Genomic DNA, 22,711 nt, shown 5'->3' with positions numbered 1-22,711 from the left:
CAAAGCTGGACCTAGCCCGCGAAATGCGACAGCAAATCCTCGCATGTGACGGCCAACGATTGCAGCTCGGCCTCGCTCAGGGCAGCACCCGCAGCAAACCCGCCAAAGAACCTTGCATCGGACTGGATGCCTGTCTCGCCTCCGGTTGTCGCATTCCCGAGAGACAGGTTTGTACCTGTCGGAGGTATGCTTGGGGCTGTTGCCGAGTTGATGATTGCCCCATCCGGCCCGTGCAGCCGCAATGACGACGCGCTGTCCCGCACTACCGCACGCATACCTGTATCGGTGGTCAGCCCGCTTGCGTTGCTGTTGCCGCCGCTGTTGAGCAGATAACGTGCGGCACCGGCATTCGTTGCACGCAGGAATATCCCATTCCCGCCATTCAGATCGCCCCGTGTATTCGTGGCCAGCGCGGAATAGAAAACACCCAAAGTAGATCCATCTTGCGGCAGCTCGGTTGACGGGTTCACACCTAGATCCAGACCCGTGTTGCTCGTCTCTTGCGGGGTCCAGCCTGCCGCTGCGCTCCAGACATAAGACTGACCGGACGGATTGACGAGCGCCAGACTTTCCGACTGACCCACAAGGTCGAGCGATGACGCGACCTGATCGCCCAACCGTAGATACAGTTTGAGCAGCTTGCCAAACCATGTGGATGCCTTGGCCGATACATAGAACGCATCCAGCGCCGAAGCATCCACACCGCTGATCCCCAAACCGCCATTGGCCGCGACCTGACCCATGAACGCCTCTGTTTCGGGCTCAAAGCTTGGCGCGCTGGCGTATGTCGTGACAGCCCATGTATCGGTAACGCCGCCAATATCTACACCGACAATAAATGAAGTTGAGGCATCGCCAGAGGCCATTGTGCGCAACTGGATCTTCTGGAATTTATCCACGAACCCGCTCGAGGCCCAATCGCTCACCACATAGTCCCCGTCCAGACTGTTGAGGGTGCGGAACTCGCCGCCTGTGACGGAGACGGGTGCCTGACGCTCGATCCCCTCAATCAGGATCGCCGCCGACGAAACGCTCGCCCCCGGCGTCACGTCGACCGCATCGGCAAAATCAAACGTATCCGGCACAGTGTCGAGGATCGAGCCATAGGCCCCATCATACGTCCCCGCGTAGGCCGCATAGCAGCGCAGGCCTTTATTCTCGATCCACGGTTCGGTCGGGTGGATGCTGGAAAAGTTGGAGGTGTCGAAATCGGTATCCACAACCAAGGCGTTGCCATCAGCAACAGCGCCCGCCAGCGTGGCCTCGCGCACCATCCAGGCCTGCAAAAAGCCAAGGCTGTTGTCGGTGATCGAAGCCCCCTCATATCCAAGCGGGCGAATGCGCTCTGCGATGAACAGGCCGCCCGATACACGGCTGCGGTATTGCTCAAGAAAATATGCCCAGTTGGCGGCGTATGCCTCGGAGGATGCCAAGATGTTTGCATCCGCTTCGCCTTGGTTCCAAAGCGTCACTTCCTCCAATGACAGCCCTGCAAGGGCCGCGCGGACCTCAACCATTTTGGCCTCGAGCTGTTCAAAGTTATCAGCGCTTGCGTCAGGGTGCCAATCTTCGGCAAGGCTTTGGCCGTTCTGGCTTTCCTTCACGACATAGACAGGCCGCATGTCGCCTGACTGCCGCATCTGGTAGATGAACTCGGCTTCGGACCCCCACGCGGTGCCGCTGTTGTCTGGGTCCGCATTGCTGGTCACGTCATAGGCCGCAAACGCGCCGTCCGCGATTTCGGCCATCACATTGTCACCGGTGCCGCGCATAAAGATGCTCACATCGCCAAGCGACCCGTCCGTGTATCGCGTAGGTGGCGTGGCCGAGCTGGTGCCGGCGGTGCGGCTGTTGGATTGCCCCGCAACGACCAACAGCAATGCACCATCTGTTGCGCCGCCAGCGGCGACATCACGCGCCCCCGAAGCCTGAACTGTCATAACACCGCCAGAATTCTGGGCGGTGAGCCTACAGCCAATCGTTTCGCCCGCGTCGTTCGGCAGAATCCCGTAGCTGGCAGATGTCGCGCCCGCAATATCTACACCGCCGCGCGTCCATTGCTGGCCCAGCGTGACAGGTCCCGACCACAGGCCGTCCGACACAAGCAACGTCTCTCCCGTTGTGAAACTGCCCGAAATAACCGGCAATGCCAGATTTGATAGCGGGGGAAAGGTGATGTTCACCGCCGTTGCAGTCGCCATGATCTGGCTGAACCCGTCATCGGCAGTCACGGTGCAGGCGATAGATATGCCGTCATCATCCGGCATCACCTCATAGCTCGGCCCGATCGCACCCTCGATCGCCGCCTCGTTGCGCAACCATTGATAACTGAAACTGCGCGGGGCAGAGCCGATCCATCCGCCTTCGGAGCATTGTAGAACTTGCCCTACCTGCGCGCTTCCGCTGATGACCGGAGCCACGATCCCGGCAAGAGGTTGGGACGGGTTGTTACCGGATTCGCTGTCACTTTGGGTTGGCGCAAGGCTTTCCAGCTTATCGAACGCGCCATAGCGGATCAGAACTGCTGTGCCGTTATGTTTCAGCCAGAAATTATACTTCCACTGGCGTCCTTCCGGTATGACGGCCAATGTGTCCACATCCAAAAATATAGCGTCTTGCCCCGTAAACTCGATTACCGGATTCGCGGCGGTATCAGCACCGATCGTTAGTACCGCAACCGCCCCCTCCGGCCTGTCCTGAACAGCAAAAGCAAGGCTTTCCCCTGCATAAAATTGCAGATCATAGCGCTTGCTGCGTTGCGCCGCTTTGACGGAGATAGTGCGTTTCATGGGTCCACCTTGGCTGAATGACATCAGCCGCCAAAGTGGCTCCTCGTACTGAAAAAGTGCTTAGGCCTGCGTGCGCAGCCCATGCAACAGGTCGCGCAAAGTGTCAGTTTACCGCGTCTGGCCGGTGCCATCCCTGACCGACAGCCACGTTCAGTTGCGCCCATGCCTGCCCGTAAGCCAGCCGCGCCCGTACAGTTTCCGCGCGGACCGAAGTCGCATTTTCTTCGGTATCAAGCACCTCTGACAGCGTGGCAGCACCAATATCGAACGCCTTATTGACCAGCCTTTGGGCCGACCGATAGGCCTGCGCCGAATCCTCAAGGCGGGTCATCCGCTCATCAGCCTCTTCGAGATTGATAAGGGCTGTCTGCACTTCCTCGATGGCATTGAGAACCGTCTGCCGCCAGACGGTTTGCGCTTCGCGGGCACGGGCCTGTGCGTTCGCCAGCCGCGCGCGGCGTGCGGGGCGGTCGAGAATAGGCAATGTCAGTACCGGCCCTAGGGTGACTGTCGAAAAGGATGCTGCCTGCATATTTCCACTGATGCTGAGTGACGGGTAAAGCTGCGCCTCGCGCACGCCGATTTCTGCGACCGTTACGGCAAAATCCGCTTCGGCACGGCGAATATCGGGCCGATTTCGAAGCAAGGCCGCAGGAACGCCAGCATATACGCCTGCGCGGGGGGCGGGCAGGGCATTGCCATCTTCCAGTTGTGGCAAAATCTCTTGTACCGGCTGGGCCAATAGCGTCGCGATCCGCTGCGCCGAAAGCCTGCGGGCACCTACAAATGTGGGCACTTGTGCCTGAACCGTAGCCAGCACCGCCTCCGCGCGCCGTAGGTCAATGAGAGTGGCATCGTTGACCGCATATCGTTGCTGCAATACGTCGACAATACGCCTGCGATTACGAACCGAGCGGTTCTGCTCGACCAGCAGCGCCTCTTGGGCGCGTAAATTCAGGTAGGATTCCACCAGCTCCAGCTGAACCGCCAAACGGATGGCTGCACGGTCAAACTCCTCGGCATCCACCTGCGCTTGGGCCCCTTCGCTCCCACGGCGGTGTTCTCCGAACAGGTCGATAATGAACGCCGGTTGAAAACCGCCCTGCGCCCGCACCCGCGTCGAGGAAGAACCTGTATCACCAACGGTGACCTGTCCCGTCACCGCACCGCTAAGCTGTGCATTGCGCCCCACTGTACCCTGCAACGCCCGGGCTGCCTCGATCCGTGAGCGCGCACGCTCCAGATCAAGGTTTTGGGTCATTGCTTCCTCTACCAGTTTATCCAGCAAAGGTTCTTTATACGCCTTCCACCAATCGTCTTCTGCAGCCTGTTTGAGCGCAAGTCTGGGAGTAAAGGCAAATGCTTGCGTTGTAGCAAAGCCCGGCCGTTCAAAATCAGGACCTACAACGCCGCAAGACGCCACAAGACACAGGGCACCCAAAGATGCCAATCTAGTCATTTTCATATTGGGTTACCTGTCAGCTGCCCGAATTTTATTTTTGTATTATTTTTATATATATTAATCTTTATTACCAAACTCTGACTTGGTTAAGTAATTAATGATAAATCCATGTTATATTATTGCCATAAATGTGGCAAATAAAACACTGGGGTAAATTGAAGCCTTCTTGAATAGTATTGAAATAAAGGCCGCCAAAATAAAATGCCCGGCAAACCAAGAATCAGTCGGGCATTTCGTTGTAATGTAATTAAAGAAAGAGCAGTGCCCTTACTTACCGGTTCTGTTTAGCACCGCAGAAGCCGTACGCATGATGATGTTCAAATCCTGTTTCAGCGATATCGACTTGAAATAAGTCGCATCCATCTGCACCCGCTCTGAATAAGACACATCGTTGCGGCCAGAAACCTGCCACAAGCCCGTCACACCCGGGCGCATTCTCAGGTATACGCGGCGGTATTGGCCGTAATTCTGGTCAAGCTCGTCACTCGGAACGGGGCGGGGGCCAACAAGGCTCATCTCGCCCCGGAAAACATTCCAGAGCTGCGGCAGCTCATCAAGTGAGGATTTACGCAGGAAATCGCCAAATCCGGTAATGCGCGGATCACTATCAAGCTTGCGTTCGCGCGCCCATTGTTCCCGTGCGGCAGGATCCTCGGCCAGCAGCGTTTCCAACCGTTGCTTGGCGTCTGGTACCATGCTGCGGATTTTCCAGCATTTGAACGGTTTGCCATTCTGCCCGATCCGGGTGTGGCCAAAAAATGCAGGTCCCCCGTCGCGCCGCGCCAGAAATGCAAGGATCATAACGACCGGCAAGATCAGCGGAATTGCGAAGGCACATAGAATAAGATCTGTCAGGCGTTTGCCAATTTTCCCGTAGGTGAATGCCCGAGAAACGGGAGCAACCTGATCAAAGTTCGGCAGCACAAACTGGCTGTCATTTTCAAAATGGGTTTTGAGTGAATGCTTCATATGGGTCACCTAAATCTTGGTCGCGCCTGGAGGCGCAAAATAAATCCACTCAACGACGTGGCCTATGCCTGTGGTTAGTCATCGCCTCAAGATTCAATCCAAGCCCGGCAAAAATGCTCTCTTCACGGCTCAAATCTATCTGCTCGTTTTTTTTGATTATTATGTCTTAAAAGTAGTCAAATAATGAAATGCTGCGTCTGCACAGCTAAAATTGAAGTTCCGGGTGCGATATTTTTTAATTACGGTTAAATTGTGCAAAACTTAGGCAATCTATATTCAATTGCACAGTTTCCGTCAACGCAAACAATATGACATCGTAAAAAATTCATATTCCATTAACAATCATTAATATCTCATTAAAATTAGATAAGTCACTCAAAATAAACAACTTATCCCAAATTTATGAAAAAGAAACGTAATCGCTAACTAATCCTAACTAGTTACTGAAGATAAAAGGAATCAAAACAGAATCACTGTGCTGAAGCATTGAGCAGCAAATAACAAAGGCACAGCCGGCAGGTTAAAGACAAACAAAACGCATAATGCACAAACGCTGCACCTCAGGCCCGAGGTCCCATTTTATTGCAATGCAGCATTCAAATGAAACAAGACAAGCAGCGTAAGACGCCCGAAGAATAAGGTTCGACGCCCATCAATACACTGGCGCCAAACTACGCATCGGTTTTACCGTCGAAACATCGCCAGCAGGGTAAAGATGACACCAAAGGAGCTGCCGCTGAGGATATAGACAGGAATCGACCACAGCAGATTAAGGTCAAAGCCAACAATAATCCCAACAGTAAAGATCAACGCCAGCGGTATCGCAATCACCCATGCGCCGAGACCATTAGACACTTGCTTTACCTCAACTGCATCAGGATCATCATTCAGGGGTGCGTGTGGGCTCACACTATCAATCTGCATTATCAACCTCACTCACTCAAAATATAACCGGCTAGACTATATATATGTCCCGCCGCATCAGCGTTAAAGAACCATAAACCAACTATTTCGCCCCGCGGAGGGGAAAAGAGCGACCGACACGCCCTTGTGACAGCAGTTTACATATTCATTACCTCTATCACCCTTATTCTTTTTCTTTGAGCTTGCTCTTAGTGCAAAAATATCTGAATTTTTCGAAAGTTATATTTATCTTCTTTTATTTGATGGAGAATTGATTTTGCTCCGGGTTGTAATAATAAACGATGCCAGCATTGCGCGCGGCGGCGCAACAGGGCTTGCTATGTTACAGGCAAAGATGCTGCATGAGCGGGGAATAGAGGTGGTTTTTGCCACGGGTGATTCCGGCTCGGATGACCTGTTCCCCGACCATGACATAGATAAACGCCATGCAGGCGGCACCGCCTTGATGAAAAGCAACCCGCTCGTGGCCGCGACGCGCGGGTTCTATAGCAAAGCCTCCCATGTAATGCTGCGTGAGATGATAGCAAACGAAGACACACCAGAAACCGTTTATCATATTCACAGCTTCACCAAATCCCTCACCCCGTCGATCTATGCCGCCCTACAGCCCGTCGCGCAGCGCACCTTTGTCCATGGGCATGATTTCTTTCTGGCGTGCCCGAATGGGGGCTTTATGGATTACCAGCGCGGTTCACCTTGCCAACGCACCCCGCTTTCGGCGCCTTGCCTGACAACCCATTGCGACAAACGCAACTATGCGCAAAAGCTTTGGCGCGTCGGTAGGCAGATGACATTGCATCACACCATGCCCCGTGACCGCCCTTGGGGCGGCATATTGATGATACACCCCGCAATGCGCGCCTTTTACGAAAAATCGGGCTACCCTTCTCAGATGTTGCACACAGTTCGCAATCCCGCTGAATCCCTAAGTGCCACGCGTATTCCTGCAGAGGAGAACAGCCGCTTTTTCTTTATCGGTCGGGTCGAGGCCGAAAAGGGGATCGAAGACCTGATCACAGCGGCCAAACGTGCGCAGGTGCCACTCAGCGTGATTGGAACCGGTCCGTTGCTGGATACGCTGCGGTCGCAAAACCCCGATGTGACCTTTCACGGCTGGCTTGACCGCAACGCGATCGGCGCAGCAATCGCATCGGCCCGCGCCCTTGTCATGCCCTCCCGCTATCCCGAACCTTTCGGGCTGGTTGCGGCAGAGGCCTCTTTGTCGGGCTTACCGGTCATCTTATCGCAAAGCGCCCTACTAGGACCCGAGATGGCCGAGAAAGGCGTGGGTTTCACATGCGACCCGGGCGAGATTAACGGCTTTGCTACCGTGCTGCGCAAGATGGCCGACATGCCCGCCGATCAGGTCAAAGCGATGAGCCTGCTGGCCGCATCGGGCACCGCCAACCTGTGCAGCGCGCCGCAAGACTGGATCGACGCACAAATCAGCCACTACAACAGGGCAATCAGCGCCGCCTGAGTGACGAGGTCAGCCTAACTATCATCCAGCGCCGCATGAGCCTTGTCACGCGCGGCACTTTGGGCCTCAAATGACCGAAGGGTAAAGCGTGCAAAACGCTCTTTGAACAAGGCCTCGTCAAAACGGGCCGCGTGGGCCTGTATGCGGTCCGCAGCGTCCAGCAGATCTGTGTCGCTCTCCAACCGCTCGATTGCCGCATTGAGGCTTTCTATCGTTTGCGCCTCGAAACACACACCGCTGATCCCTTCATGCACGGTATCAAGGGCGCCGCCACGACCATAAGCCACAACAGGTCGGCCTGATGCCATCACCTCGACGGGGACGATGCCAAAATCCTCTTCTCCCGGAAAAACCAGCGCGCGGCAGGTCGCGAACTGGTGCTTGAGCTGTTCAAAAGGCACCCGGCCAAGAAAGGTGATGTTGTCGCCTGCACGTTCCTCGAGCTGCGCTCGGACTTCACCATCCCCGACCACAACCAATTTCCGGCCGCTGGTGGTGAAAGCATCAATGGCCAGATCGGGCCGCTTGTATGATACCAACTCACCGGCCATCAGATAATGCTCTCCCACGTCCTCCTTTGGCACGGCGGAGAACTCCGACACTGAAACAGGCGGATAAATCACATCTGCATCGCGCCGGTAGAACGCCCTGATGCGTTGGGCCACAAAGGCCGAGTTCGCGGCAAACCCGTCAACCCGCGCCGCTGTTGCGACATCCCATATTCTTAGTTTATGCGCGATCATCGGCATGGCAAACCGCGCAAGCCTGCCCGCAGAGGCACGGTAAATATGATAGTGATCCCAGATATAGCGCATGGGCGAGTGGCAATAACACAGATGCACCGCATCCGGTCGCTGCACGATCCCTTTTGCCGGACCGCTTTCCGAAGAAATCACCAGATCGAATTCCTGCATATCCATCTGCTCCAACGCATAGGGCATAAAGGGCAGGTATTTCTGGTAATGCTTCCGCGCACCGGGCAGACGGCTGATGAATGTCTCGCGCACCTCTTGTTTGCGAATGCGCTCACTCACCTTATCGGGATCATAGACATGGGTGATGATCACCGCTTGCGGAAATAAATCCAGCAGGGATTCGACGACCTTTTCACCGCCGCGCATATTGATCAGCCAATAGTGAACAATCGCTACTTTCAAACCCGATGTGCGTGTCGCAAAATCAAGAGGCAGACCGGTATCCTGTGCCTTGGCGGTCATGATGAAACCTCGCTGGCTGCACCGCTCAGGACGCTCCACAGTTTTCCGATATCCGCCCGCGCCTCTGACAAAACACGCGCATGGGTGTCGCGCGGCAAGCCTTCGCGCACCGCCTCGCGCACATGTTGGGCACAGGTCTGCGGGTCCGTCACATCAGGATCAACCATCCACTCCTGTCGCTCGACCGAGGTCATAAAAGACAGCAGCTTACGGTCCCATGCCAAAGCAATTGCAGGGATGCCGTATGAATACGCCGCAATAATCGCATGCATACGGTAGGCAATTACAACGTCGAAGGCGGCGATATTGGCACATAACCCTTCAGGGCTGGTTTGCGTGAGAAACCTTATGTCTTCCTCTGCGCCAATACTACGTAACGCGTCATGTAGCTTTGCACAGTAAATCACATCCTCAGGGCTGCCATTGGTGAACACATGCACCTGAAACCCGTCCGAAATAAGCGCACGGGCCAGTTCAATATACCACTGCGCCAATGCATCATCCTGCATTGCCTGATCCGAGTGGTAGCGGATGGCAATCGGGCTCATAATGCCCAGACCGGCGATAGGTCGCCCGCCTTCAATGCGCGGCTTGGCCGGATATAGATCGCTCGCGATCAGCCCCGGATCACGTGCCAGCTGCGCCTTTTTCCCCGTGTGAGGCGCCATCAGCTCATCCCATAGCGCGATAGATTCAACATCACGCAGAAAAACCGCCCTAAGGTTCGGGCTCGAAAACGCCTTGCGGCATTGGCGCAGACCCGTTGCGGTCCAATCGCCTCCCATTCCACAGGCATAAATCGCCGCAGGCAAATCGGCACGCGCAGTTTCGGCCATCGCAAGCGACAGTTTTGTGGAAAAATTTAGATCAATATCCGTAATCAAATTGCCCCCGCCAATGGCAACAGCATCAGCACCTTTCAGCCCTTCACGGTAGGCAGGGCCCCATTTGCGCGCGGATTGAATGGTCAGAGGCAGGCGCACAACCAGATTGCGCAAGCGTTTTGGCAGCGCATCAAGCACCGCCATAATAGTACCGCGCCCCGCCATCGCATCCCCGTATTTATTGCGGGCGGCTAAATCAATTGAGCTTGAGTGCGCAGATGCACCCAAAGAAACAATCCCGTATTCAAGACATTCGGCCAATAGGCCATCTCCCAAATTGGGGCTGTATTTCACATTGAAATTACGGACCACAATGGGTCGCTCTGAATGCGTCATTAAAAATACCTGCCGTTCTAACGCTGTCCCTTAATTGGACAGCAATTACAACGTCGGGCAGCAAGGCACGGCGGTCAACTCTCAAATGATATAATCGTACCGCAAAGCTTTACCGTGTTAATTTACCAAGACCCAATTCGGTGCCATTGGGCCTCGTGCCTTCAAAAAGGGCAAAAGGGATATCATTTCATTGCCGCCCCGCAGGTTTTTAATTCACCGGAAGGCGCTGACGTACCAAGGTCGTCCAATATGAACACCCCCATGCGATGACGTCATCATTGAAATCATATTCAGGATGATGCAATCCGGCGGAAGGGCCATTGCCAATATTGATCATCGCGCCGGGCACTTCGTTCAACATGAACGAGAAATCCTCGCCGCCCAAAACCGCTGGCATATCAAGTGAAACATGCGCCGCACCTGCCACCTCGATTGCGGCGGCAGCAGCAAGCGTTGTCTCATGGTCGTGGTTCACCGTGACGGGGTACATGCGAATATATTCAACCGCGCCCACCGCGCCGAAACCTGCCGCGATATTCGGTACAAGGGCGGTCAATTGGTTTTCCACATGCAGACGGACTTCCTCGCGCAGGGTGCGCACAGTGCCGGTGATCTCGATGGCCTGCGGGATCACGTTAAAAGCATCGCCTGCATGGATCGTACACAACGACACAACCGCATTATCCATCGGATCGACCGTGCGCGACGTAATACCCTGAATTGCCTGAATTACCGCTGCCGCGATCGGGAATGTGTCGATTGTCTCGTTGGGGCGTGCAGCATGGCCGCCGCGCCCCTCGATGGTAATGCGCACCTCATCCACAGAGCCCATGATCGGGCCGGGGGCGATGGTGAATTCACCGACAGGCAGGTTGGGCCGATTATGCATGCCATAGACTTCATCGCAGGGCCAACGGCTAAACAGCCCGTCGTCGATCATTGCTTTTGCACCTGCGCCGCCTTCCTCTGCGGGTTGGAAAATCACAATAACAGTCCCGTCAAACGCGCGGCTTTCCACCAGATGCCGGGCCGCTCCCAAAAGCATGGTTGTATGGCCGTCATGCCCGCAAGCATGCATTTTACCTTCGACCTTCGAGGCCCAGTCTTTGCCTGTCGCTTCGACAATAGGCAACGCATCCATGTCCGCACGTAGGCCGATCATGCGACCCGATGTGTTGCTTTGTCCTTTGATGACGCCCACAACACCGGTGCGCCCGATGCCTTCAATCACCTCGTCAACACCCGCAGCGCGCAACGCATCCGCAACGGTCGCCGCGGTCCGCGGCAGATCATACAGCAGCTCGGGGTTTTGATGAAGATCACGCCGAAAGGCCGTGAGCGATTCAACGTGCCGGGCAACCCAGTTCTCAATGGCCATCTGCTAGGCTTCCTTGCTTTTCATGCGATAGCGAAAGTCACAATGCGTGGCGCCTTTCATCAAGGTCTGGGTCCGCGTCAGCTCCATGTCGGGGTTATACCCGATGCAAAAATCCCCATCGCGGTTGCAGGACAAAAGATGCCCGATATCGCCTAGGCCCATTTCCTTATAGGCTTCGGAGTACCGGCAGCGGGTCACATTGAAATCCAGCTTTTCCGCCGTCGCTTCGAGTGTCTCGATTTGCAAAGCGTCTTCGCGGGTCCAATTGGGTTGAATGGCTGCAAAATCTGTCAGGTCCGGCGTCCGCCCCAAAGCCTCGGCCAATTGCTGGCCCTGCTCAATTGCAGACCTCGAACAGGTCTCGCCGATCACGGTCTCGGCCTCGGTGCGGTCATGGCGGTCGGTGATCACCTCAAGCACATGTTTGAGGATCATCGCCTCGATTTTACGGCGGATCAGGATCGGAACATCGTTGATTTCCATGCCATCGGTATTGCTGGTGTCAGTCGTCATGGGATGTCATCCTTATATTTTCGGTTCACGCAAATCCTGGCGCTTCAGCCACGCCAGATAGGTCGGTGCGACACGGCGCACGATAGGGTGCAGCATAAAGGGCTGTGGATCGCTCAATGGAAGAGCAAGTTCTTCGGGTTTGGTGCCGGTTGCCGCACGGGCCAATTCACGGCCCAAAGCGGTCCCCAACGCCACGCCGCGTCCGTTACAGCCAATCCACGCCCAACCGTTTTCACCAAGGCTGTGCACGCGGGGGAACCTGTCCTGATTCATCCCGATGTACCCTGACCAGACATGGGTCATCTCAGGGACGCCAAGATCGGGATAGGCTTCGGCCAGATTGCGCGCGGCCTTGTCACGCACGCGTTGCGCAGCGTTGAAACTGCCCATGACCGCGCCACCAGTAATCAGACGGTTACGCGCATCATAGCGGAAAAATCGCAGATCACCGCGCGTGTCAGATACGGCTTGGCGGTTTGGCAGAATTTTACGGCGCAGATTTTCCGCCAAGGGCTGCGTTGCCATTTGCCAACTCAACACCGGCACAATGGATTTGGCCAACCTCGGCGCAAGGGCTGCGTTCAACTCACCTGTATAGGCATTTGTTGCAAGTATCAGCGCGCGTGCTTTCACCGTGCCAGCGCCGGTTTTGACAATCCAATGCGCACCCTCACGGGCATAGCTGGTTACGGGGGAGTCTTCATAGATTTTCGCGCCTAGATCTTCGGCCGCCTTCGCCATCCCACGGACAAGCGCCAACGGGTTCACATGCCCACCCGTCGGATTATACATCCCGCCAAACCAGAAATCACTGCCCAGTATATCACGACATTCCGCCCCAGTTTTCAGCTCGGCTGGAAAACCATAACGCTGCCACGCCTCGACCCGCTTTTGCGACACCGCAATCCGGCCCGGGCTGTGAGCCGGTTGGAACCAGCCCGATTGCTCTGCCTCGGCTTCAATGTTGAATTCCCGCACGAGGTCAAAGAGGATGTTGGCAGAGTTGCCGATCAACTGCACCATCCGCTCCCCTGCGGGACCAAACCGTTTGACCCAAACGTCAGGCTCCGCCGCTGTGAGGATCGGAATGACCTGACCGTTGTTGCGGCCCGAGGCACCCCAACCGACCGCTTTGCCTTCCAGCACTGTAACCGACCCGCCGCCGCGTGCGGCTTCAATCGCGGCGGAAAGCCCCGTGAAACCCGCGCCGATGATCACCAGATCCGTCTCTTCCCCTCCCGTCAGGTGAGGGGCCTGAGCGCGCGGCGGCGTAGCCTCTGCCCAAAGAGATGCCGGAAAGGCGATCTGGCTCATGCAGATTGCTCCATTTCAACCGGAGCCGCGCGAATGGCTTCTTGCGGCAGCCAGAACCAGCGCAAGTCTTCTTCTTCGGGATCCATCGCAATACTATCAGGGCAGGGCAAAGCATCAGCAGCATCGGCCAGTGCATGCGCTTCGGACAGACATGCATCAAAGGACGGCGCGGTCATGGCCTCCTTTTCATCTGTTGCCCAAAGCTCGCTCAACGACAGCGGGCCGCTATCGTCAATCTCACGGTTGGCGCGCCATACGCCGCCATCAATATCGAGGCGGTAGTAACTCAGCAGATCGAGGCCCCGACTGGCAATAAAGGCAATGGCAGCGGCGATATTATCGACATCCGATTCACTGAAAAACCAATTCACGCCCAGCCGGGCCCAACCGGGCCGGAACGTCGAATGGCCCAGATCAACAGCACGCTCATGTCGCAACGTTGTCGCGTCATCTATGTGGAGCAAGGCGTGCCCGTATGGCCCCGCACAAGAACATCCACCGCGTGCCTGAATGCCGAAGAGATCATTCAGGACAGCCACAACAAAGTTGTGGTGAAGCAATTTACCTCTGATACGAATATTGAACGAAAACACACCAAGCCGCCCCGAGATGTCAGGCCCCAACAACTCGACCTGCGGAATAGCGCGCAGGGCCGCGTGCATCCTTTGAGTCATTTGCTCTTCGCGGCGCTCGACCTCGGCCTCGTCCATGTCCGCCTTGAGCTGTAGCACCATACCGGCGCGGATGTTTTCGACGATAGACGGGGTGCCTGCTTCCTCGCGGCGCTCGGGGTTGCTGACATAATTGTGCCCCGTCGCCGTTACATAGGACACCGTGCCGCCCCCGGTGATTGTCGGGCGCGATGTATCAAGCATCCAGCGGTCCGCCACCAGAACACCCGATGCCCCCGGCCCCCCTGCGTATTTATGCGGGGACAAGAACGCCGCATCTATCCGGTCATTCGCTCCGGCAGCGCTCGCCGCGAGCCGTACCGGAATATAGGGCGCAGCAGCTGCAAAATCCGCAACACACCACCCGCCATAGGCATGCATCAGCCTTGCAATGGCGCGCAGGTCTGTACGCACGCCGGTCACATTCGACGCTGCCGAAAATGCCCCGATCTTTAGCGGGGCATCAGCATTATTAGACAGCTCGTCCTCCAGCGTTTCCAGACAGATATTACCAGCCTCCGTCAGGGGGATACGGACAACCCTTGCCGCGCTTTCGCGCCAAACCAGATCGTTTGAATGGTGCTCATAGGGGCCCACAAAAACCACCGCTTCGTTGTTGAGAGATTGCAACGACAAAGCACGAACCAGCTTATCTGCAGCGCCTGTTGCACCGGAGCCTGCAAAAATAACCGCGTGGTTTTCGTCCGCGTGCAATGCCTTGCGCACGGTTTCGCGCGCAAGTTCGCGCAACTGTGTCGAACGGCGCCCCGTGAACGAGGTTTCTGTATGTGTGTTCCCGTAATAGGGCAGCACATGTGCGCGGATCGCATCCTCGATGAACTGCAGGGATCTGCCCGATGCGACATAATCTGCATAAAGAATGGCGCGCGGCCCGAACGGGCCCGGTACGGTAGAGCCTTCACCGATGATTGCGCCGCGGATCGTATCGAAGTTTATAGACATCTGATTTCCTTAAGCCGCATCAATATTTCGAACAGGCGGAGTCCATGACCGCCCGGGAATCGAGGACAGCAAGTTTTGCGTGTAGGGGTGTTGCGGGGCGGCGAAGACATCGGCGGTAAAACCGCTTTCTACGATGTCGCCTCTTTGCATGACGATAATGCGATCACATAACTGCGCGGCGACGCGCAAATCATGCGTGACAAACAGCAACGACAGGTTCATCCGGTCGCGCAGATCGGCCAACAGCTTGAGCACCTGCGCCTGTACGCTGACATCAAGTGCCGAAACCGGCTCATCGGCGACAATCACCTTTGGCTCCATCGCCAGAGCGCGGGCTATCCCGATCCGCTGGCGTTGCCCGCCCGAGAATTCATGCGGGAAACGGTTCGCAGCGGCGGGTGATAGCTCAACCAGTTCCAACAGATCGCGGGCACGGGCGCGGGCTTTTTCGGGGTCCTCCCCGTGTACAATCGGTCCTTGGGCAATGATATCCACCACGCGTTTACGTGGGTTGAGCGAAGCCATCGGATCCTGGAACACCATCTGGATATCTTTGCGCATGGCGCGCATTTCGGATGGGGTACAGGCCAACAAATCGGTTCCGTCGACTTCTACTGCACCTGAATCCGCATCCAACAAGCGCGTGACCAATCGGGAAACGGTCGTTTTACCCGAACCGGATTCACCGACCACGCCCAAAGTCTCGCCTTGGTGGAGGGTGAAGCTGAGGTCTTTCACTGCCACAACAGCCTTGCGTTTACCGCTCAACAACCCGCCACGGGCGTTAAATGTCTTGTGCAAACCTGTGCCCTTGAGAACAACAGGCAGGGTTGTGACCGGCTTTGGTGCGGGGGGGCGCAAATCGGGGACCGATGCAATCAGGGCCTGTGTATAAGGATGATGCGGATTGTTAAGCACCTGATCCGCTGACCCTTGCTCAACAACTTCGCCTTTGCGCAGAACGATGACATGATCTGCAATCTCCGCGACTACCCCAAAGTCATGGGTGATGAACAAAACGCCGGCACCATCCTTTTGCTGTAGCTCGCGAATGAGTTTGAGAATCTGCAATTGCGTCGTGACATCCAGCGCCGTTGTCGGTTCATCCGCGATGACCAGCTTGGGTGAAAGCGACAGCGCCATCGCAATCATCACCCGCTGCCGCTGGCCACCAGAAATCTGGTGCGGGTAGGCGTTATAGGCCGATTCAGGTTCGGGGATCTGAACCTGCTCAAGCATCTCGATCGCGCGCTGATAACGTTCTTTGCGGGATGTCTTGAGGTGAAGCTTTAGCACCTCGTCCAATTGCCAGCCCACTGTCTTTTGCGGGTTCAGCGCAGTCATGGGTTCTTGAAAGATCATGGAAATCCGGTTGCCACGCAGCTTGCGCATTTCATTCTCGGATTTAGAGAGAATATCCTCGCCTTCAAATGTGATGGTCCCCTCGGCAACACTCACATGGGGCTCTGGCAACAGGCGCATCACCGCGCCCGCCGATAGGGATTTGCCCGAACCGGACTCACCAACCATGCAGACAATCTCGCCTGGTCGAACGGTCAGGTTTAACCCCTGTAGCGCGAATGGCCGATCGCCGCCTTTGGGCAATGAAATCTTGAGGTCTTTTATCTCGAGAATAGGGGTGTCTTGAGTGCTCATTGCTTTTGCCTCGGGTTCATTGCGTCGTTCAACCCTTCACCCAAAAGGGAAAAAGACAGCACAGTCAGGACAATCGCGATGCCCGGAATAGCCGAGCAATACCAAGCCGTGCGAAGCACCGAGCGACCCTGACCGATCATGTTGCCCCAGCTTGCATAGTTGGGATCACCAAGCCCCAGAAACGCCAGCGCACTTTCCAGCAGGATCGCCATCGCCATAATGACAGAGGCATAGACAATGATCGGGGGCAGGGCGTTTGGCAGGATCTCTTTGAAAATCAAGGCACCGTTGGACACGCCCAAATTCCGCGCCGCATCCACAAATTCGCGGTTGCGCAGGGACATGAACTCGGCCCGGACCATGCGGGCAGGGGCGGTCCAGCTGACAATGCCGATTGCAAAGGTAATCCATTCGATCTTGGACCCTAAAATCGCCACCAGTGTTAGCAACAGCACAAAGTTGGGTATCGTCTGGAACGCTTCGGTGATGCGCATCAACAGATCATCAATCCAGCCACCGAAATAGCCGGCAATCGCTCCGATCACGATGCCGATCAGAATGGATATCAACGTCGCAGCCACGCCGACCAACAGTGAAATCCGCGCACCATAAAACAGTTGGGACAAGATATTCCGGCCCAGTTGATCCGTACCCAACGGGACCGAAGCATCCACAAAAGGCGCGGTCAGCGGCGCAGCTGCACGGCGCAGCGGATCACCGGGATCAATGATCCCCGCGACTGCGGCCATCAAAAGCACCAACGCAAAAAGGATAAGCCCCAGAATGGCCGCGCGGTTGCGACGGTAGCGACGCCAGAACGTTACATAGCGCGGCGGTTCTGCGGGGCGCAGGTCTGTGTCGAGGACGGTCATGCGAGTTCGATCCGGCTGTCGAGACGTGCATAAAGCAGGTCTGTGAGAAAATTAACGAGAATAACGATGATGGAGCAAAGGAAGATGATGCCCATAAGCGTGTTCATGTCGCGCTGGATAACCGACTGATAGGCAAGCTGCCCCAGACCCGGCAACGTAAAGATGGTCTCGACCACGACCGAACCGCCCAGCAACGCAGAGAATTGCAGCCCGAACAAGGTCACAGCAGGCAGCAAGGCATTGCGCATGATGTGATGCACCATCAGCCGCGTCTCGCCCGCCCCTTTGGCGCGGGCCGTACGCACGAAATCCTGATCCGCAACCTGAATGACCGAGGATCGCATCAGGCGCAGATAGAAAGAAAGGTAAATCAGCGAAAGCGCGGTCGTGGGCATAACCAGATGGCGCGCAACATCAACCACATGGTCCCAACCTGTATAGAACCCCGCGATTGTCTTGATCCCCCCAACGGGGAGCCAACCCAGCTTTACGGAAAACAACAACATCATCATCAACGACAGGAAAAAACTGGGGGTCGCATAGAAAATCAAACCAAGAGTCGAAATCAGGTTATCGGTCAGCGAATAGGCGCGCCTTGCCGCAAATGCGCCAAGCGTAATACCAATCGAGAATGCAAGGCTAAGCGAGGTCGCCATCAGCAGCAGGGTCGTACCCAAACGGTCAAGCAATACGGTCGTTACGGGCTGTTCATAAACAAATGACTGCCCCAGATCGAAAGTCGCCAGTTTTGCCATATACCGCCAAAGCTGGACCCATACCGGCTGATCCAACCCGTATTCTGCCCGCAATCGCGCGATAAAAGCCGCATCCGCCCCGCCCATATCCCCGACAAGCGCATCAACAGTGTCCCCCGGTGCCAATTTCAACAAAAGGAAGGTGCCGATCATAATCAATATGACCACCGGGATCGCCTGAAAGAGGCGTCTCAGCGCATAGACCGCGATCGGTGGAAGGTTAAAATTCATCTGGGTTACTCTCGGGGAACATAAAATCTTACAGAAGGAAAAGTCGGGAGGGCCGCCGCCGGCCCTCCCGTTGCCTAAGCTCAGTCGTCAAGCCACAGGTCATACCAGCTCGAAGAGTTCCAGCGCGGCGTGTTGTGATGGTTCATCAACTTCTTGGACGTGACCGAGATGAAAGGATGTTCGATGGCAAAGATAACGGGCAATTCGTCCATCTCCTTGCGCTGGATCGCATGGTACATCTCGGCGCGCTTTGCGGAATCAAGCTCGGACGCCGCATCGTCGATCATCATGTCCATCTCGTCGCTTTTCCAACCAAACTGGTTTGTCCAAGGCGTACCCGGCGCTTGCCCTGAACGCAGCCAGACGGTGGTTGAAACCGCGGGATCCGACCGGAACTGGTGCCAGCCGTTTGCCGTATCAAAATCGTAATCACGATACACACCGTTCAAAAAGCCCGGCGCATCATTGGCCAGAACCTCAACGTCGATGCCGATCTCGCGCATCGCTTGGGCGTAATACTCCCCCCAAAGCTGCGTGTATTCACCCCAAGGGGCCGGACGGTGACGCAGTTTGAAGCGGAAGCCGTCATCTTTGACCGGATACCCTGCTTCATCCAGCATCTTTTTCGCCAGCTCGACATCATAGGCATATGTGGTGACATCATCGGTGTAATTTGCAGCACCCGCCTTCGGGATCGGGCCGCGACCCGGAGCTGCAAAGCCCCGCATGACCGTATCAATCGCATAGTCGATATCAAGCCCGTGATACATCGCCTGACGCACCTTCAGATCAGCAAGGATGGGGTTGCGGTGATTGAACTCGACCGTGGAGTGCGCAACGTTGTTTTCATAGCCCTGCGTGCCAACGTCAAAACGGTCGTCTTCCGCCAGACGCACAACATCGGCCATCGACACGCCGTTAAAGCCGGATTCGTGAACTTCGCCCGCCTCCAAAGCCGCAGCAGCGGCCGATTTGTCCTTGATAAAACGCCACACAATCCGGTCGAGGTACGGAAACCCCTCGCGCCAGTAGTCTTCGTTTTTCTCGGCCAGAACATATTGGCCGCGCTCGTATTCAACAAATTTAAACGGACCAGTGCCCACAGGCGCCGTGTTGTATTTATTGGTCAGGATATCGGTGCCTTCATACAGGTGCTTGGGCATCGGGTGGCCCAGATCCGGCATCGCAGATACAAACAAATCCAGTGGCATCGGCTTGGAATAGTTGAAGACGGCTGTATGCGGATCAGCGCAATCAACAGACTCCAGATTCGCCTGAAGCGAGGACGAATAGTTCAGCAGCTTTTTCCACATTTCCATGGCCGTAAAGGCGACATCATCACATTGAAACGCTTCACCATCATGCCATTTTACGTTTTCACGCAGCTTCACCGTGATGGTCAGCCCGTCATCGGACCCTGACCATTCAGTCGCAAGAACCGGCTCATACCCGTCATAGCTTTTGTCGATCAGCGGCTCTACGATCTTTCCGCTAATGTTATAAACCCCTGTCGAGGCGCGCAGGGCAGGGTTCAACGTGCGCTGCTCGGAAATCATATGGAAAACGGCGGTACCGCCTGTTTTCACCTCTTGTGCAGAAGCCGCCACCGGCACAAGCGCCGTCGTTGCGGCCAGCAAGGCAAAGCCTGCGTTCACCAACTTTTGTCTCATAACTTACATCCCTATCGCTTAAGCCTGTTCTTGGAACACAGCTTCCCTGTCCTACGGGAAGCCTGCACAGGATAAAAATTTCCGTCAAGAAATTTCCAACAAAATAGTAGAAATAAGCAATCAAAACCACTAAACTCCTCTTTGTTGGTTTAATTTTTCACCATATATAGCAGAATTGGATTTCCCATGACATCCACCGCTCAATCGACCAAACTAGGCTGGGGGATTGACGCCGCATTGGCGCAGCGGGTTATTCTGCCCAAAGACATACCTGCAATCAAAACCGGGCGCGGTTTCGCTGTCGCTCCACAATATACCTCTGCCATTATTCTGGAGCCCGCATCCACATGACCGAAAAAATTCGCAAAACAGGCAGCAAGCCGGCCGACAAGATTACCTTTGACGAAATCGACCAAAAGATACTCGATATCTTGCAGAAAGATTCAGATACAATCGTGAACACCATCTCCGAGGCCGTGGGCCTGTCTGTCACGCCCTGTTGGCGCCGGATCAAGCGGATGGAAGAAGCAGGCTTAATCATGCGGCGTGTTGCGCTGGTGGATCAAGCCCGCGCAAATGTATCAATGACGGTTTTCGTCGGCGTCACAGCCTCCCGTCACGAGATGGGGTGGCTCGAAAAATTCTGCGCGCTGATTGATGAAATCCCGGAAGTCGTCGAAGCATATCGGCTGACCGGCACGGTGGATTACATCCTCAAAGTGGTTGTACCAGACATGGAAGCCTATGATCTGGTCTATAAACAAATGATCGAAAGGCTGGATTTCAGTCAGGTAAACTCGATGATCTCGATGGAAGAGCTAAAGTTCACAACAGCCATCCCCACCAAATACCTGTGAAGAGGGCGCGTTTGGGTCAGGGCAATTGGTCAATGTCGCGATTACGAGTCGGCACAGGCGTTACCCCGCTCCATTCAGCCCCAAATGGTTTAAGGTCTTGAATTCAATGCAGCCCTGCCGCAGCCGAGAGCCAACGAAGTCTCGAAACACCCAAAAGTTATATGTAGGCGGGCGTTTCACTGAGAAATTTTGTGGTTGAGATTATTAATACATAATAATCATTATGTTGAATTTATTATCATAGATAGGGTCCAATTACTTTAGCAGCCTCGACTTTCCAAATCCCCAATGTCCCTATGATCGTGTTGCAGGCGCCAAGTTTGAAAGGGACCCTCTCCGTAGCGGCTTGCCGCACAACACAAATTCACACGCCCACGTCCAAGAGCAGTCATGCGGTTGAGGCTATGTGAGGATGTGCGTTGCAAGGGTTTGTTAGCCGAAATCTCGCACTTACAGGCAGTCGCGAACAGCTTGGTGCTAAATGTCTTTCTCGGCTTTGACCTGTGACCTCTGATTGCATCCGGCCTTCGCCTGCCACTTTGATCTATCATGTACGGTCATACACTCATCGATTAATCCAGCACCACAAGCTTCAAGAGACATTTCTTCGTGTGTTAATGACCTGTTAACTTGAGTTAAGTACTGCTTGCGCTGCTCTTGATCAAACTGTAGCTAATTTAGCAGCAAACCCACGGGAAGTTTATTTCGCAAAATGATACGCATTTCAACGGCTGAAACAAACCAAAACCGCAAGGCAAACAAGGGAAGCGTCAAATATCCCGATGTGCAAGATGCGAGATTTCATGACGGAATGATATTTCCCGGACTAAAGCCGGGTTTTTCGATCAGCAAAAGCGACAAGGTATTCACTTTGGGATCCTGCTTTGCCCGCAATATCGAACGACAACTGGGCGGTTACGATGTTCCGACGACGAACTATGTTCCCGAGGAAAATGACCCACTGAAGGGGCGTGGCAACACCGTATTCAATGAATACAACGCTGGGACAATTGCCCAACGTATCACGGCCGCGACAGCGGGCGGCGTGCAAGACGACACCGGGATCATCGCCGAAGGTACCGGGGTTTCGGACTTCTACATCACCGGCTCCGTCCCCACTGAGATCGAAATCGTACGCAAGCGCCGGGCACTGATGCGCGACATCTATGCACATTTGCCCAGCTCTGACCTTTTGATTGTGACTTTGGGCATGGTCGAAGCATGGTTTGATCTAGAAACACAGACCTACCTTAACCGCGCCCCGGGCCCTGAGTGTTTTCGAGACCCCGAAAATAAGGGAGCGCGGTTCGAATTACGCATTCTGAATCATGATGAATGTCTCGAGCTGCTCACACCCGCGTTCGAAAAAGCATTTGCTGCGGGCCTGAAGCGGATCATGTTGACGGTTTCACCGGTGCCGTTGCAACGGACGTTCGGGGCTGATGACGCCGTGATCGCCAACTCTTACTCGAAAGCCACATTGCGTAGCGTGGCAACGTCTCTAGCAAAATCTTTTGAAACGATCGATTATTTCCCCAGCTACGAAATGGTGACTCTGTTCGCAGGCAATCCATTCATTGAAGATAATGTCCACGTGAAACCCGAGATCGTAGCGCGGGTCACTAAGTACATGCTAGAAGTTTACGGCAAGGCCGAATGAAATGGCCCCGCGCGGAGGCTTCGAACACCGTCACGTAAATTTCTTTCATCATACTAGATAGTAATTATTTGACGACTGTGGGTAAAATAATTCGCGGCCACCCCGTCTGG

Annotated in this window: 18 protein-coding genes; 4 read left to right on the top strand and 14 right to left on the bottom strand. The window is 55.1% G+C overall.

Annotated elements, in window-relative coordinates; all coding sequences use genetic code 11:
- Nucleotides 1–11 precede the first annotated feature (11 nt).
- The 4 genes from ABJM03_RS02880 to ABJM03_RS02865 all read right to left on the bottom strand — a co-directional run bounded on the left by ABJM03_RS02880 (nt 12) and on the right by ABJM03_RS02865 (nt 6,144).
- Nucleotides 12–2,789, bottom strand: coding sequence for a sialate O-acetylesterase (locus tag ABJM03_RS02880; protein ID WP_348415382.1), 2,778 nt, complete (start codon nt 2,787–2,789; stop codon nt 12–14).
- Nucleotides 2,790–2,892: 103 nt separating this feature from the next.
- Nucleotides 2,893–4,254 (bottom strand): efflux transporter outer membrane subunit, encoded by a 1,362-nt coding sequence (locus ABJM03_RS02875; protein ID WP_348415381.1) that lies wholly within the window; start codon nt 4,252–4,254, stop codon nt 2,893–2,895.
- A gap of 264 nt (nt 4,255–4,518) precedes the next feature.
- Nucleotides 4,519–5,220, bottom strand: coding sequence for a sugar transferase (locus ABJM03_RS02870; protein ID WP_348415380.1), 702 nt, complete (start codon nt 5,218–5,220; stop codon nt 4,519–4,521).
- 684 nt (nt 5,221–5,904) lie between these two features.
- Nucleotides 5,905–6,144 carry a hypothetical protein gene (locus tag ABJM03_RS02865; protein ID WP_348415379.1) on the bottom strand — a complete coding sequence of 80 codons (240 nt, stop codon included), beginning with the start codon at nt 6,142–6,144 and terminating at the stop codon, nt 5,905–5,907.
- A gap of 319 nt (nt 6,145–6,463) precedes the next feature.
- Here ABJM03_RS02865 and ABJM03_RS02860 point away from each other — a divergent pair, with 319 nt between their 5' ends.
- Nucleotides 6,464–7,624, top strand: a complete 1,161-nt coding sequence (locus ABJM03_RS02860; RefSeq protein WP_348415378.1) for a glycosyltransferase — start codon at nt 6,464–6,466, stop codon at nt 7,622–7,624.
- A 14-nt stretch (nt 7,625–7,638) separates the two neighbouring features.
- On the opposite strand, the gene ABJM03_RS02855 is transcribed toward ABJM03_RS02860, so the two are convergent.
- The 10 genes from ABJM03_RS02855 to ABJM03_RS02810 all read right to left on the bottom strand — a co-directional run bounded on the left by ABJM03_RS02855 (nt 7,639) and on the right by ABJM03_RS02810 (nt 20,084).
- Nucleotides 7,639–8,841, bottom strand: coding sequence for a glycosyltransferase (locus tag ABJM03_RS02855; protein WP_348415377.1), 1,203 nt, complete (start codon nt 8,839–8,841; stop codon nt 7,639–7,641).
- Complete coding sequence (locus tag ABJM03_RS02850; RefSeq protein ID WP_348415376.1) at nt 8,838–10,061, bottom strand: polysaccharide pyruvyl transferase family protein; 1,224 nt, start codon at nt 10,059–10,061, stop codon at nt 8,838–8,840. Before ABJM03_RS02850 ends, ABJM03_RS02855 begins: the two co-directional genes overlap by 4 nt.
- A gap of 208 nt (nt 10,062–10,269) precedes the next feature.
- Nucleotides 10,270–11,439, bottom strand: coding sequence for a M20 aminoacylase family protein (locus ABJM03_RS02845; protein WP_348415375.1), 1,170 nt, complete (start codon nt 11,437–11,439; stop codon nt 10,270–10,272).
- Nucleotides 11,440–11,442: 3 nt separating this feature from the next.
- Nucleotides 11,443–11,952 (bottom strand): L-2-amino-thiazoline-4-carboxylic acid hydrolase, encoded by a 510-nt coding sequence (locus tag ABJM03_RS02840; protein ID WP_348415374.1) that lies wholly within the window; start codon nt 11,950–11,952, stop codon nt 11,443–11,445.
- A 12-nt stretch (nt 11,953–11,964) separates the two neighbouring features.
- The gene (locus tag ABJM03_RS02835) at nt 11,965–13,266 is read right to left on the bottom strand and encodes an FAD-dependent oxidoreductase (protein WP_348415373.1); all 1,302 of its coding nucleotides are present in this window, start codon (nt 13,264–13,266) and stop codon (nt 11,965–11,967) included.
- Nucleotides 13,263–14,900, bottom strand: a complete 1,638-nt coding sequence (locus ABJM03_RS02830) for an aminotransferase class V-fold PLP-dependent enzyme (protein ID WP_348415372.1) — start codon at nt 14,898–14,900, stop codon at nt 13,263–13,265. Before ABJM03_RS02830 ends, ABJM03_RS02835 begins: the two co-directional genes overlap by 4 nt.
- A 9-nt stretch (nt 14,901–14,909) precedes the next feature.
- A complete protein-coding gene (locus ABJM03_RS02825; protein ID WP_348415371.1) occupies nt 14,910–16,556 on the bottom strand; it encodes an ABC transporter ATP-binding protein in 1,647 nt (548 codons plus the stop codon).
- Entirely contained in the window at nt 16,553–17,428 is an 876-nt protein-coding gene (locus ABJM03_RS02820; RefSeq protein ID WP_348415370.1) for an ABC transporter permease, read from the bottom strand. The genes ABJM03_RS02825 and ABJM03_RS02820 overlap by 4 nt, the downstream gene beginning before the upstream one ends.
- Entirely contained in the window at nt 17,425–18,414 is a 990-nt protein-coding gene (locus tag ABJM03_RS02815) for an ABC transporter permease (RefSeq protein ID WP_348415369.1), read from the bottom strand. The genes ABJM03_RS02820 and ABJM03_RS02815 overlap by 4 nt, the downstream gene beginning before the upstream one ends.
- 80 nt (nt 18,415–18,494) lie before the next feature.
- Nucleotides 18,495–20,084: an ABC transporter substrate-binding protein gene (locus ABJM03_RS02810; protein WP_348415368.1), complete on the bottom strand. Its 1,590-nt coding sequence runs from the start codon at nt 20,082–20,084 to the stop codon at nt 18,495–18,497.
- A 186-nt stretch (nt 20,085–20,270) separates the two neighbouring features.
- Here ABJM03_RS02810 and ABJM03_RS02805 point away from each other — a divergent pair, with 186 nt between their 5' ends.
- The 3 genes from ABJM03_RS02805 to ABJM03_RS02795 all read left to right on the top strand — a co-directional run bounded on the left by ABJM03_RS02805 (nt 20,271) and on the right by ABJM03_RS02795 (nt 22,601).
- Complete coding sequence (locus tag ABJM03_RS02805; protein ID WP_348415367.1) at nt 20,271–20,435, top strand: hypothetical protein; 165 nt, start codon at nt 20,271–20,273, stop codon at nt 20,433–20,435.
- Complete coding sequence (locus tag ABJM03_RS02800; protein ID WP_348415366.1) at nt 20,432–20,941, top strand: Lrp/AsnC family transcriptional regulator; 510 nt, start codon at nt 20,432–20,434, stop codon at nt 20,939–20,941. Before ABJM03_RS02805 ends, ABJM03_RS02800 begins: the two co-directional genes overlap by 4 nt.
- A 712-nt stretch (nt 20,942–21,653) precedes the next feature.
- A complete protein-coding gene (locus tag ABJM03_RS02795; protein ID WP_348415365.1) occupies nt 21,654–22,601 on the top strand; it encodes a GSCFA domain-containing protein in 948 nt (315 codons plus the stop codon).
- Nucleotides 22,602–22,711 lie beyond the last annotated feature (110 nt).

This window comes from Sulfitobacter sp. (assembly GCF_039977885.1).
Lineage (GTDB): Bacteria > Pseudomonadota > Alphaproteobacteria > Rhodobacterales > Rhodobacteraceae > Sulfitobacter.
The sequence above is the reverse complement of the archived record's forward strand: the minus strand, read 5'-3'. Positions and strand labels throughout refer to the sequence as shown.